Raw genomic sequence first — 12,398 nt, 5'->3', positions numbered from 1 at the left:
TTGGCGCGACGGCGTCGGGTGCATGACATCCGCACACAGTGCTTTGAGAGGGGGCGAGGGGACATGAAGCCCATGGCACACCTGGGGGTGGGCATCGGCTGGCGGCCGGAGATCGCGGACGCGGTCGACCGGCTGGACGGCCTGGACTGGGTCGAGGTGGTGGCCGAGAACATCTGCCCGGGCCACCTGCCCGACGCTCTTCAGCGGCTGCGCGAGCGGGGCACGCGCATCGTGCCGCACGGGGTCTCGCTCGGCCTCGGCGGCGCCGACCGGCCGGATCCGCAGAAGCTGGTGGCGCTCGGGGAGCGGGCGGTGGCGCTGGGGGCACCGCTCGTCACCGAGCACATCGCCTTCGTACGGACCTCCTCGCCGGTGCTGGAGGCCGGGCACCTGCTGCCCGTGCCGCGCACCCGCGACGCGCTGGCCGTGCTGTGCGAGAACGTGCGGATCGCGCAGGACGCGCTGCCCGTGCCGCTGGCGCTGGAGAACATCGCCGCGCTGTTCGCGTGGCCGGGCGAGGAGATGACGGAGGGGCAGTTCCTCACGGAGCTGGTCGAGCGCACCGGGGTCCGGCTGCTCATCGACGTGGCCAACCTGCACACCAACCGGGTCAACCGGGGCGAGGACCCGGCCGCCGTGCTGGACGCGATCCCGCTGGAGGCGCTGGCGTACGTGCACGTCGCGGGCGGTGTCGAGCGGGACGGCGTCTGGCACGACACGCACGCGCACCCCGTACCGCCGGTCGTGCTCGACCTGCTGGCCGAGCTGCGCTCGCGGGTGGAACCGGCGGGCGTCCTGTTGGAGCGGGACGACGACTTCCCGCCCGAGGCGGAGCTCGCGGGCGAACTGGCCGCGATCCGCGAGGTCGTGACGGCCGCCGCACGCGAAGCCGTGCCGGAGCCGAAGAAGACCGCGGCCGTACCGCACACCGGCGTCGCGGCACGGGCCGCAACCGAGCCGGCGACCGAGCCGGCGACCGGACCGGAGCCGCAGACCGGGGCACAGCCCGGGGCCGGGGCACAGCCCGGGGCCGGACCGCAGGCCGGGGCCGGACCGCAGGCCGGACTCGGACCGCAGGCCGAGGTCGCGCCGGAGCCGGGGTCCAACCCCGAGCCGCACACCGGACTCGGACCGAAGGCCGAAGCCGCGCCGGAGCCGGGGTCCGACCCCGAGCCGCACACCGGAGCCGGGCCGCAGGCCGGACTCGCACCGAAGGCCGACGCCGCGCCCGAGACGGGGTCCAACCCCGAGCCGCACGCCGGAGCCGGGCCGCAGGCCACATCGCCCGGGGTCGGCGAGGCCGCTCGGACGCGTGTGGCGCTCGGGCAGGCCGCGCTGCTGTCCGCGCTCGTGGCCGGGACCCCCGTGCCCGAGGGCTTCGACCGCGCCCGCATCCGGGTCCAGGTGCGGGCGCTGGCCGCCAAGCGCGCCGACGTGGTCGCCAAGGTGGCTCCGGAGCTGCCCGGGATCCTGGGCGGCCGCGCCCCGTACCGCAGGGCTTTCCTCACCTACGCGAAGGGCCGCCCCATGACCGCCGGATACCGCAGGGACGCGCTGGACTTCGCGGAGCACCTGCTGATCCAGGACCTGCCGGCCGACCCGGCCGCCCGGCGCCGGCTCACCGCCTGGTGGCGGGAGCGGGCGGGGGCCAGGCCACCGCGCCGCATCGTGCGCTGGGCCCGGACGCTCGCGGGGAGGGCCGCGTGAACATCCTCGCCGTCGCGATCTGGATCTCCGTCGTCGTCTCCTCCGTCCTGCTCGTGCGCGGGCTGCGCCGCGCCCGGCCCGGAGCCGCGGTCGCGTCGGCCGCCCTCCACGACCTGTCCGAGGCCGCGTTCCTGGTGGGCGGCCCCGGCACCGTCGTGGACGCCGCACTCGTCTCGATGCTCGGGGACGGCCGGCTGGTCGTCGGCGGTCCCGGCATCGTCCAGGTACGCCCCGGAGCGCGGGCCGCCGACCCCGCCGAACGCGCCGTGCTCCAGGCCCACGCCGCAGCCCCCTCGGGCTGGCTCTACCAGGTGCGCTACGGCGCCATGTGCGACCCGGCCGTCCAGGAGATCGGGGACGCCCTGGCCGCCCGCGGGCTCATCGCCCCGCCCGGCAGCGGCAGGCGCTGGCGCCGCTGGGGGCTGATCCAGGCCGTCGCGTGCATGGTCTGGCTGGTGGCGTCGATCCCGCTGACCGTCGTGGGCTACGCCCTCGACCGCGACCCCGGCGTGCCGTTCATCGTGATGGTGGCGCCCGTGCTGCTGGCGGGCATCGTCCTGGGCCTGTTCTGCATGGCCCGCGCCGGGAACCGGGTCACCCCGGCCGGGCTGCGGGCGCTGCTCGCCGTGCGCTCCGCCTACGTGAACGACCGCACCCCGCACGTGCAGACCGCGCTCTTCGGCCTGCGCGGCCTGCGCGACCCGTTCCTGCGCCAGCAGCTGGTGCCCGCCGTCCGCGGCACCCGGCTCGCCGCGGCCCAGTCGGGCGCGCGCTCCCACCGTCCGCACACCGACTCGTCCTCGTCCGACTCCTCACTCGTACTGCTGCCGGTGATGTGGTGCGCGGCGAGCGACGGTGGCGGCGCGGGCGGTTCGGGCTGCGGCTCCGGCTCCGGCAGCAGCTGCGGAGGCGGTGGCGGCTCCGGCTGCTCGGGCAGCAGCGGTTCGAGCTGCGGCAGCTCGTCCTCCAGCTGTTCCAGTTCGAGCGGTTCCAGCTGTTCGAGTTCGAGCGGTTCCAGCTGTTCCAGCAGTTCCTGATACGGCAACCGGGGTCACGGCCGCCGACACCGGCCGATGATCCTTTACAAGTGCGGCGCCCAGGCCTCTCATCGGTTCATCGGATGAGAGGCAGGAGTGCCATGCGAACGAGAACCGCACGCCAGGGATCCGTCGCGGCCGCACTCCTCCTCGCCCTGTGCGCGCCCACCGCCGTGGCCGCACCTGTCCCGCGGACCCCGGACACCACCGCCCGCGACTCCGCCGACGCCCCCGCCTCCGCCGCCGAGAGCGCAGGAGCCGCGCTCGTCGCCCGCCGGGCGGCCCTCGCGGCCGCCTCCCGGGGCGGCGGCGCCGCCGGTCTCGACTTCGGTGCCTGCCCCGCCGTCGAGGACCTGCCCTCCCGCGTCCGGTGCGCCACCCTGCGCGTACCGCTCGACTACGCCCGCCCCGACGGCCCGCAGATCTCCCTGACCGTCAGCCGGGCCGCCGCCACCGGGGCCGGCGGCGCCGCCCGCCAGGGCGCGCTCGTCCAGAACCCCGGCGGCCCCGGGGCCTCCGGGATGCACTTCCCGCTCGTCGCCGGCCTCCCCGGCTGGGAACGGATCGCCGCCGCCTACGACCTCGTCGGCTACGCCCCGCGCGGGGTCGGGCGCTCGGCCCCGCTGTCCTGCACCGACCCGGCGGCCCGCCCCCGGGGGCCGGTCCAGGAGCCGGTCCGCCCCTCCCCCGCCTACAAGCAGGAACGACTCGCGCAGGCCCGGGCCTACGCGAACGGCTGCGCGCGCCGCGCCGGCGCGGCCCTGCCGTACTACACCACCCTGAACAACGCCCGTGACCTGCACGTGCTGCGCGCCGCACTCGGCGAGGAGAAGCTGACCTTCATGGGCGCCTCGTACGGCACCTACCTCGGCGCCGTGTACGCCACCCTGTACCCGGGCCACGTGCGCCGCATGGTCCTCGACTCGGCGGTCGATCCCGACCCGCGCCGCGTCTGGTACCGCAACAACCTCGACCAGGCACGCGGGTTCGAGGGGCGCTGGCACGACTTCCGCGCCTGGGTGGCCCGGCACCACGGCACGTACGGGCTCGGCACCACGCCGGCGGCCGTGCAGGCCGGCTACGAGCGGGTCCGGGACGCGGTGGCCCGTACCCCGGCCGGCGGGACCGTCGGGACCGGCGAGCTGCGGGCCTCCTTCCTCCAGGCCGCCTATTACGACGACGTCTGGCCGGACCGGGCTGCGGCCCTGGCCGCGTTCCTGCGCGGCGATCCCTCGCTGCTGGCCGCCCAGGCCGCGCCCGACCCGGCGTCGGCGGCCGGGGCCGAGAACGCGACGGCCGTCTACACGGCGGTGCTGTGCAACGACGCCTCCTGGCCCGCCGACTGGGAGACCTGGGACCGCGACAACACCGAACTGGCCCGTACGGCCCCCTTCGAGACCTGGGCCAACGCCTTCCTCAACCTGCCGTGCGCGTCCTGGCCGGTGCGCGGACGGCAGTCGCCGGCGGCGGTCGGCTCCCAGCCCGAACGGCTGCCGCGGACCCTCGTGGTCGCTGCGGAACGGGACGGCGCGACCCCGTACCCGGGCGCGCTGGAACTGCAGCGGCGGCTCGGCGCCGGGTCGTCACTGGTGACGGAGTCGGGGTCCGGCTCCCACGGAGTGGTCGGCGGACGCAACAACTGCGTGGACCGGCACGTGGAGCGGTATCTGCTGACGGGCGCCACCCCGGGGTGGCGCGTGCGTTGCGCGCCGCATCCGGAGCCCGCACCGGTGTCGCTGGACGACGGGGCGGCTGGCGCCCGCAGGGCGCTGCTGCCGCCGGTCGTCTGAACTTCCGGGCGGGGTCTCCGGCTGCGTCGTTTCGGGGGCTGTGCCTCCCGATCCACCGGAGGCACTCACCTGACGGTGTGGTCGTCCTCCGGCCCTTCCCCCCAGGGGAGGTATCAGGCGAGCCCGGCCACCAGGTCGGCGACGGACTTGCGGCGCCCGGTGTAGAAGGGCACCTCTTCACGGACGTGCATACGGGCCTCGGAGGCACGCAGGTGACGCATGAGGTCGACGATGCGGTACAGCTCGTCCGCCTCGAAGGCCAGCAGCCACTCGTAGTCGCCCAGCGAGAAGGAGGCGACGGTGTTGGCGCGTACGTCCGGGTAGCCGCGGGCCATCTTGCCGTGGTCGGCGAGCATGCGGCGGCGGTCCTCGTCGGGCAGCAGGTACCAGTCGTAGCTGCGCACGAAGGGGTAGACGCTGACGTAGTCGCGTGCGACCTCGTCGGCCAGGAAGGCCGGGATGTGCGACTTGTTGAACTCGGCCGGGCGGTGCAGGGCCATGTTCGACCACACCGGCTCCATCGCGCGGCCCAGCTTGGTACGGCGGAACAGGTTGTACGCGGTCTGCAGCTCGTCCGCGGTCTCCGCGTGCCACCAGATCATGATGTCGGCGTCGGCGCGCAGGCCGGAGACGTCATAGGTGCCGCGGACGGTGATGTCCTTGGCGGCCAGCTGGTCGAACAGCTCCTGGACCTCGTCGGCGAAACCGGCGCGGTCCTCCGGCAGGACGTCCTTCAGCTTGAAGACGGACCACAGGGTGTAGCGGATGACCTCGTTGAGGTCCTTCGCCTTCTTCCCCGCGTTGGGAATCTTCTCTGGTGCAGTCATGTGCCTATTGTCCCGTGCGCTGATCAGTGGTCGGAGCCAGGGGTGCCGTACGCGCACCGAGCGAGGCGATCACCGCGTCCGCGGCCCGGCCGGCGCTCGCGACGCAGGCCGGAATGCCCACCCCGTCGTAGAGCGCCCCGCACACCGCGAGCCCGGGCAGGGCCTCGACTGCGCCGCGGATCCGGGCGACCCGGTCGAGGTGGCCGACCGGGTACTGGGGCAGTCCGCCGTCCCAGCGGGTGACGGTGGAGGCGACGGGCCGGGCCGTCAGGCCCACGGCCTCGCCGAGGTCGGTGAGGGACACCTCGACGAGTTCGCCGTCCTCGCGCTGCAGGTCGCGCTCGTCGGCGTACCGGCCGACGGAGGTGCGCAGCAGGAAGAGGTCGGGGTCCCGGCCGGCCCAGGCCCACTTGTTGCTGGAGAAGGTGGACGCCTTGATGGTCCGGCCGTCGACGGGCGGTACGAGGAAGCCGCTGGCGCCGCCGCCGGAGACGGCCGCCGGCAGGTCGCTGCGCCGGAAGGCCATGGTGATCAGTGCCATGGAGGCGTATTCGACCTGGTTCAGCTCGGCCGCGGCGGCCGGCGCGAGGGTGTCCAGCAGCCGGGCGGCGGGCCCGGCCGGGACGGCCAGGACGACGCCGTCGGCCTCGAAGGCCTCCTCGGCGGCCACGACCCGCCAGCCTTCAGCCGTACGAAGGACCTCGCGCACGGGGGTGCCGGTGACGATCCGCGCACCGGCCTTGCGGCAGGCCTCGGCCACGGCGAGCGGGAGGCGCCCGATGCCCCCGTCGATGCCGGCGAAGACCGGGCCGGCCTGCTGGGGGCCGCTCTGCGCCTTGCGCTGCAGCTCCCGTACGCCGTCGCCCAGCAGGGCGTGCGTGCGGGCAACCTCGAAGAGCTGGGGCACGGCGGCCCGCATGGAGATGCGGTAGGCGTCACCCGCGTAGACCCCGCCGAGCAGCGGTTCCACGAGCCGGTCCACGACCTCGCGGCCGAGGCGGGCGGCCACGTACGCGCCGACGGCGACGTCCTCGCCGATCTCGGCGGGCGGCAGCGTGCGCTCGGCCTCGATGCGGGCCAGGCCCTCGGCGGAGAGGACCCCGGAGGCGGCGAGCGGTCCGAGGTCGCCGGGGACGCCCATGACGTGGCCGCGCGGCATCGGCCGCAGCGCGCCCCGGGTCCACAGGTGGGCGGTGGCGGTGGCGGGCGGCTGCACGGCGTCGGCCAGGCCCACGGCCTCGGCGAGGGCGACGGCCTCGGGGCGGCGGGCGAGCATGGACTCGGCGCCGAGGTCGACGGGGGCTCCGGCGAGCTCGCCGGCGTACAGCTTTCCGCCGAGCCTCGGTCCGGCCTCCAGCAGCGTGACGCGGGCGCCTTCGGCGAGCAGCCGGTGGGCCGCCGCGAGGCCCGCGATGCCGCCGCCGATGACGACGACGTGTCCCGGGGAGCCGGCGGGCCGGGTGGGGCTCCCCGGCTGATCCGTACGCATGTCCGCTTCGTGCATGGACACATCGTCGCAGACCGATCACCGAGGCCGGACCGTGACCGCATCGGGACCGGCTCGGAACCGCATGTGCGAAACCCGCGACGGGAGCCTGTACGTCGAAACGGCAACACCAGCCGATCTTCGGGGGTTTACAGCGATGCACAGCATCAGCAGACACCGTTCCGCGGCGGCCCTGGCCGCCCTCTCCCTCACCGGGGTGCTCGCGCTCTCGGGCTGCGGCGCGGACGGCCAGGGCGCGGCGAGCGACAAGGCGGCGGTCGCACCGCCCGCGGCGGACGGGAAGGCCCGGGAGGGCGCGGCGGGCGCCGCGGCGGCCCCGGCCCCGGCGGGGTCGGCGGGGTCGGCCGCCGAGAACGACGGGGCGCCGGTCGCGGTCCGCCCGAACGTCATCCGTACGGCGACGCTCGGCATCGAGACGACCGACGTCCAGAAGACGCTGGCGGCCGCCCGCACCGCGGCCGACGGCGCGGGCGGGTACGTCGGCAACGAGTCGACCAAGCGCGGCGGAGACGGCCGGATGACCTCGACGGTGACCCTGCGGGTGCCCGGCGAGCGCTACGACGCCGTGCTCGGCGCCATGGAGGGCCGCGGGACGCTGCTGCACCGCAAGGTCGACGCGCAGGACGTCACCGAGAAGGTCGCCGACATCAACAGCCGTGTCTCCTCGCAGCAGGCGAGCGTGGCGCGGGTGCGCGAGATGATGGGCAAGGCCTCGGCGCTGAGCGAGGTGGTGATGCTGGAGAGCGAGCTGAGCCGGCGCCAATCGGACCTGGAGTCGCTGCTGGCGCAGCAGACGGCGCTGAAGGACCAGACCTCGATGGGCACGATCACCCTGGAGGTCTCCGAACCGGCCCCCGCGGCGGCGGAGAAGAAAAAGGAGAAGGAGCCCACCTTCCTCGGTGCGCTGCGCGGCGGCTGGGAGGTCTTCACGAAGATCCTGCGCTATCTGATGGCGGCGCTGGGTGCGCTGCTGCCGTTCCTGCTGACGGCCTCGGTGGTGGTGGTGCTGGTGCGGGCGTACCGGCGGTGGCGGCCGGCGCGGCCGAAGACGGGCCTGACCCCGAAGCGGGTGCCGGTGCCGGCGGCCCGGACGGCGCCTGCGGCCCAGGCTCCCGCTGCGGCTCCGGTGCCGGCCGCGGACACCGAGGACGACGTACGGGACTGAACGCGCGTTCGCCCGTAGCGTGTTCACCATTCGACGGCGGTGAAGGGGCGGTACGGGCGATGGCGACGGAACGACTGGTGGTGGTCGGGGGCGACGCGGCGGGGATGTCCGCCGCGTCACAGGCCCGCAGGCTGAAGGGGCCGCAGGAGCTGGAGATCGTCGCCTTCGAGCGCGGCCGCTTCACCTCGTACTCGGCGTGCGGCATCCCGTACTGGGTCGGCGGCCTGGTCGCCGAGCGCGACGACCTGATCGCCCGCACCCCCGAGGAGCATCGGGCCCGGGACATCGACCTGCGCACCCGCACGGAGGTGGTGGAGCTCGATCTGGCCGGGTCACGGGTCCGCGCCCGCGATCTGGACGGCGGATCCGAAGCGTGGACGCCCTACGACAAGCTCGTCCTGGCCACGGGCGCCCGGCCCGTGCGCCCCCGCCTGCCCGGCATCGGCGCGCACGGGGTCCATGGCATCCAGACCCTGGACGACGGCCAGCGGCTCATGGACTCGCTGGAGCGCACGCGGGGCCGACGGGCGGTCGTGGTCGGCGCGGGCTACATCGGCGTGGAGATGGCCGAGGCGCTGGTGCTGCGGGGCTACGAGGTGACCGTCCTGCACCGGGGCGAGCAGCCGATGGCCACGCTGGACCCGGACATGGGCGGCCTGGTGCACACCGCGATGAACCGGATGGGGATCACCACGGTGGCGGGCGCCGAAGTCACCAAGATCCTCACCGACGAGGAGGGCCGGGTCCGGGCGGTGGCGACGTCCGCCGGTGCGGAGTACCCGGCGGACGTGGTCGTACTCGGCATCGGCGTGGAGCCGCGGACGGCGCTGGCCCGCGCCGCGGGCCTCCCGCTCGGCCCTTCGGGCGGGATCCTCACGGACCTGTCGATGCGGGTCCGGGGCCACGAGAACGTCTGGGCGGGCGGCGACTGCGTGGAGGTCCTCGACCTGGTCGCGGGCCGCACCCGGCACATCCCGCTGGGCACCCACGCCAACAAGCACGGCCAGGTCATCGGCTCCGGGGTGGGCGGCGGTTACGCGACCTTCCCGGGGGTGGTCGGTACGGCGGTCAGCAAGGTCTGCGACCTGGAGATCGCCCGTACGGGGCTGCGCGAGCGGGACGCGCTGGAGGCGGGCCTGCGCTTCGTGACGGCCACCATCACCTCCACCAACACGGCGGGCTACTACCCGCAGGCGGCGGAGATGACGGTGAAGATGCTGGCGGAGCGCCGTACGGGCCGTCTCCTGGGCGTACAGATCGTCGGCGGCGCGGGCTCCGCGAAGCGCGTGGACATCGCGGCGGTGGCGCTCACGGCGGGCATGACGGTCGAGCAGGTGGTCTCGCTCGACCTCGGCTACGCCCCGCCGTTCTCCCCGGTCTGGGACCCGGTCCTGGTGGCGGCCCGCAAGGCGGTCTCCGCGGTCCGCGCGGCAGGCGTCTGACCATGCGAAACGTCGGTCCGTGCCCCGTCATGCGGGCACGGACCGACGTTTCGGTGCTGCTCGGGTGCGGCTTTCCGCTCAGCGGGCCGTCTTGGTGTGGACGTAGTCCACCAGGCGGGTCAGCGCCTCGGGGTCGGTCGTCGGGAGGACGCCGTGGCCGAGGTTGAAGACGTGGCCCTCCAGGCCGGCGGCCGCCGCGAGGACCTCGTCCGTCTTGGCCTCGACCGCCTCCGTGGTGGAGAAGAGCACGGCCGGGTCCAGGTTGCCCTGGAGGGCCTTGCCCGGGCCGACCCGGCGGGACGCCTCGTCGAGCGCAACGCGGTAGTCGACGCCCACGACGTCCGCGCCGGCCTCGCCCATCAGGCCGAGGAGTTCGCCCGTGCCCACGCCGAAGTGGATCCGCGGGACCCCGTAGGAGGCGACGGACTGCAGGACCTTGGCCGAGGCGGGCATGACCGAGCGGCGGTAGTCCGCCGGGGCGAGCGCGCCGACCCAGGAGTCGAAGAGCTGGACGGCGGAGGCGCCGGCCTCGATCTGGACCTTCAGGAAGGCGGAGGTGATCTCCGCGAGGCGGTCCAGGAGGTCGGCCCAGAGCTGCGGGTCCCCGTACATGAGGGCCTTGGTGTGCTCGTGGTTCTTGGAGGGGCCGCCCTCGACCAGGTAGCTCGCGAGGGTGAAAGGCGCGCCCGCGAAACCGATCAACGGCGTGGAGCCCAGTTCACTCGTGAGCATGCCGATCGCCTCGGTGACGTACGAGACGTCCTCAGGGGTGAGGTCGCGCAGCTGTGCGAGGTCCTCGCGGCGGCGGATCGGCTGGGCGACGACCGGGCCGACGCCCGGCTTGATGTCCAGGTCGACGCCGATGGCCTTGAGCGGGACCACGATGTCGGAGAAGAAGATCGCCGCGTCGACGTTGTGGCGCCGCACCGGCTGCAGGGTGATCTCGGTGACCAGGTCGGGCCGCATGCAGGACTCGAGCATCGCGGTGCCCTCGCGGACCTTGCGGTACTCGGGGAGTGAGCGCCCGGCCTGCCGCATGAACCACACCGGCGTGTGCGGCACCGGCTCCCGCCGGCACGCCTTCAGGAAGGCGGAATCGTACGTCTGGCTCGGCTGGCCCTTGGGGCTGTCGTTGGCGCTCACGACCCAAATCTTCGCACGTATGAAGAAGTGCCCGTCCCGGGACGGGTGTCCCTGCGCCGTACGGCCGCACATACCGCCTAGTCTTCCCCGCATGGCTGCGGCTCAGGGACGATTTTCAGATGGCGCCGACGGTACGGACAGTGCGAAGGAGAGCTCCGTCCCACTCCCGTTCCGCCGGGCGGTCGAAGGATTGAAGAAGGCCCGGCTGCGCCCGGGGGTCGAGATCGACCCGACGAAGCCGCCCCAGCGGCTGGCCCCGTACGCCTACGCGCTGGAGGCCGCGGTGGTGGACGGGGAGGACGACCTGGCCGACGGCCGGCTCATCCTGCTCCACGACCCGGCCGGGCACGACGCCTGGCACGGGACCTTCCGGCTGGTGACGCTCGTACGGGCGGAGCTGGAGCCGGAGATGGCCGCGGACCCGCTGCTGCCCGAGGTGTGCTGGTCCTGGCTGACGGGGGCCCTGGAGGCGCGCGGGCTGGCCTACGGCGAGGCGAGCGGGACGGTCACCATGGCGAGCTCGCACTACTTCGGCGGGCTCGCGGAGCGGCGGCCCGCGACGCAGATCGAGATCAGAGCCTCCTGGACACCGCGTGAGGGCGTGGGCGGGGTCCCGGACACCCCCGCGCACCTGTCGGCGTGGTGCGAACTGATCTGCCAGATCGCGGGGCTGCCGCCGGTGGGCCCGACGGACACGGCGACGGGTGTGGTCTCCCTGCCACAGCGCCGCGGTCCGCACCACCCGTAGGCACGGGGCCGTACGGCCGCCACGGCACGGGGGAACGCCCGGCCGAAGCCCGCAACCGAGTGTCACAACCCGGCCTCCGTTGCGGGCTTCTGATCACCCGATGATCGATCGTGCGTCCGAATTGCCCGAATTGTTACTCACCAAATCGTGATCATTCTCTAAAGCCGGGCGGGTGACGTGCCGAAGGAGTCAGTGACCATCCGCACGGTTCGCACCGGCTTCCTTCCCCGAGCCGGCCGTCCCGCCACTCCCCCAGGAGGCCTAGGTGTCCGTTCTTCTCGAGCAGCCCGCAAGCCTGGTCGCCTACCGCCCGAACAAGCCGACGGCCATGGTCGTCGTGGCCGACCCGCGCGTCCGTTCCACCGTGACCCGCCATCTGTGGGCCCTCGGAGTCCGTGACGTGATCGAGGCGTCGTCCATCGCGGAGGCCCGCCCCCGCGTCGGCAGCCCGCGCGACATCTGCGTGGCCGACGTACACCTGCCCGACGGCTCCGGCCTCACCCTGCTGTCCGAGACCCGTGCCGCAGGCTGGCCGAACGGCCTGGCCCTGTCCGCCGCCGACGACATCGGCGCCGTGCGCAACGCCCTCGCGGGCGGCGTGAAGGGCTACGTCGTCACCGGTACGCGGACCAACATCGGGCTCCCCACCCGGCCCGGCGCCGCCCCCATCGGCGCTGCCGCCGCCCGTATGCACCGCCGCCCCCCGGGTGCCCCGAGCCACCCGGGCGGCTACCGGGAGCTCTCCGGCCGCGAGGTCGAGGTCCTGCGCCTCGTCGCGGAGGGCCAGTCCAACAAGGCCATCGGCGTCTCGATGGGCCTGTCCGCCCTGACCGTCAAGTCCCACCTCGCCCGCATCGCCCGCAAGCTGGGCACCGGTGACCGCGCGGGAATGGTCGCCGTGGCCCTGCGGACCGGGATCATCCACTGAGCACGGGCCGGAGCGCCCGGATAGACGTCCGGGATACCCCCGGAAAACACCCCGCATATTGATCGCGCCCGTCGACGGAACGTTCCGGCGACGGGCGCGTCGTA

At 74.2% G+C, this 12,398-nt stretch carries 10 protein-coding genes; 7 read left to right on the top strand and 3 right to left on the bottom strand.

Annotated elements, in window-relative coordinates:
- Positions 1–72 precede the first annotated feature (72 nt).
- The 3 genes from E6U81_RS08980 (at position 73) to E6U81_RS08970 (ending at position 4,534) form a co-directional block, all read left to right on the top strand.
- Complete coding sequence (locus E6U81_RS08980) at positions 73–1,707, top strand: DUF692 family multinuclear iron-containing protein (protein ID WP_136229624.1); 1,635 nt, start codon at positions 73–75, stop codon at positions 1,705–1,707.
- Positions 1,704–2,744 (top strand): TIGR04222 domain-containing membrane protein, encoded by a 1,041-nt coding sequence (locus tag E6U81_RS08975; RefSeq protein WP_136229551.1) that lies wholly within the window; start codon positions 1,704–1,706, stop codon positions 2,742–2,744. The genes E6U81_RS08980 and E6U81_RS08975 overlap by 4 nt, the downstream gene beginning before the upstream one ends.
- A gap of 101 nt (positions 2,745–2,845) precedes the next feature.
- Positions 2,846–4,534, top strand: a complete 1,689-nt coding sequence (locus E6U81_RS08970) for an alpha/beta fold hydrolase (RefSeq protein WP_136229550.1) — start codon at positions 2,846–2,848, stop codon at positions 4,532–4,534.
- Positions 4,535–4,647: 113 nt separating this feature from the next.
- On the opposite strand, the gene hemQ is transcribed toward E6U81_RS08970, so the two are convergent.
- Together hemQ and hemG are read right to left on the bottom strand one after the other, a co-directional pair.
- Positions 4,648–5,361 carry a hydrogen peroxide-dependent heme synthase gene (hemQ, locus tag E6U81_RS08965; protein ID WP_030032685.1) on the bottom strand — a complete coding sequence of 238 codons (714 nt, stop codon included), beginning with the start codon at positions 5,359–5,361 and terminating at the stop codon, positions 4,648–4,650.
- A 4-nt stretch (positions 5,362–5,365) separates the two neighbouring features.
- Complete coding sequence (gene hemG, locus E6U81_RS08960) at positions 5,366–6,850, bottom strand: protoporphyrinogen oxidase (protein ID WP_136229623.1); 1,485 nt, start codon at positions 6,848–6,850, stop codon at positions 5,366–5,368.
- A 154-nt stretch (positions 6,851–7,004) separates the two neighbouring features.
- Between hemG and E6U81_RS08955 the strand changes: the two genes are divergently transcribed.
- Positions 7,005–8,033 (top strand): DUF4349 domain-containing protein, encoded by a 1,029-nt coding sequence (locus E6U81_RS08955; protein ID WP_136229549.1) that lies wholly within the window; start codon positions 7,005–7,007, stop codon positions 8,031–8,033.
- A gap of 59 nt (positions 8,034–8,092) precedes the next feature.
- Positions 8,093–9,475, top strand: a complete 1,383-nt coding sequence (locus tag E6U81_RS08950) for an FAD-dependent oxidoreductase (protein ID WP_136229548.1) — start codon at positions 8,093–8,095, stop codon at positions 9,473–9,475.
- A 78-nt stretch (positions 9,476–9,553) separates the two neighbouring features.
- Here the strand turns inward: E6U81_RS08950 and hemE are convergent, their stop codons facing one another.
- Entirely contained in the window at positions 9,554–10,618 is a 1,065-nt protein-coding gene (gene hemE, locus E6U81_RS08945) for a uroporphyrinogen decarboxylase (protein ID WP_136229547.1), read from the bottom strand.
- A 91-nt stretch (positions 10,619–10,709) separates the two neighbouring features.
- On the opposite strand from hemE, the gene E6U81_RS08940 reads away from it, so the two are divergent.
- Both E6U81_RS08940 and E6U81_RS08935 read left to right on the top strand, forming a co-directional pair.
- Complete coding sequence (locus E6U81_RS08940; RefSeq protein ID WP_030651584.1) at positions 10,710–11,366, top strand: DUF3000 domain-containing protein; 657 nt, start codon at positions 10,710–10,712, stop codon at positions 11,364–11,366.
- Between the two features lie 265 nt (positions 11,367–11,631).
- Entirely contained in the window at positions 11,632–12,294 is a 663-nt protein-coding gene (locus E6U81_RS08935) for a response regulator transcription factor (RefSeq protein WP_007267191.1), read from the top strand.
- Positions 12,295–12,398 lie beyond the last annotated feature (104 nt).

It is taken from the genome of Streptomyces sp. A0592, assembly GCF_004795115.1.
Lineage (GTDB): Bacteria > Actinomycetota > Actinomycetes > Streptomycetales > Streptomycetaceae > Streptomyces > Streptomyces erythrochromogenes.
The sequence above is the reverse complement of the archived record's forward strand: the minus strand, read 5'-3'. Positions and strand labels throughout refer to the sequence as shown.

Excerpts from the sequence above, each read along its gene's own strand:
- E6U81_RS08980 (WP_136229624.1), top strand. The coding sequence starts at position 73 with ATGGCACACCTGGGGGTGGGCATCGGCTGGCGGCCGGAGATCGCGGAC.
- E6U81_RS08970 (WP_136229550.1), top strand. The coding sequence starts at position 2,846 with ATGCGAACGAGAACCGCACGCCAGGGATCCGTCGCGGCCGCACTCCTC.
- hemQ (WP_030032685.1), bottom strand. The coding sequence starts at position 5,361 with ATGACTGCACCAGAGAAGATTCCCAACGCGGGGAAGAAGGCGAAGGAC.
- hemG (WP_136229623.1), bottom strand. The coding sequence starts at position 6,850 with ATGCGTACGGATCAGCCGGGGAGCCCCACCCGGCCCGCCGGCTCCCCG.
- E6U81_RS08955 (WP_136229549.1), top strand. The coding sequence starts at position 7,005 with ATGCACAGCATCAGCAGACACCGTTCCGCGGCGGCCCTGGCCGCCCTC.
- E6U81_RS08950 (WP_136229548.1), top strand. The coding sequence starts at position 8,093 with ATGGCGACGGAACGACTGGTGGTGGTCGGGGGCGACGCGGCGGGGATG.
- E6U81_RS08940 (WP_030651584.1), top strand. The coding sequence starts at position 10,710 with ATGGCTGCGGCTCAGGGACGATTTTCAGATGGCGCCGACGGTACGGAC.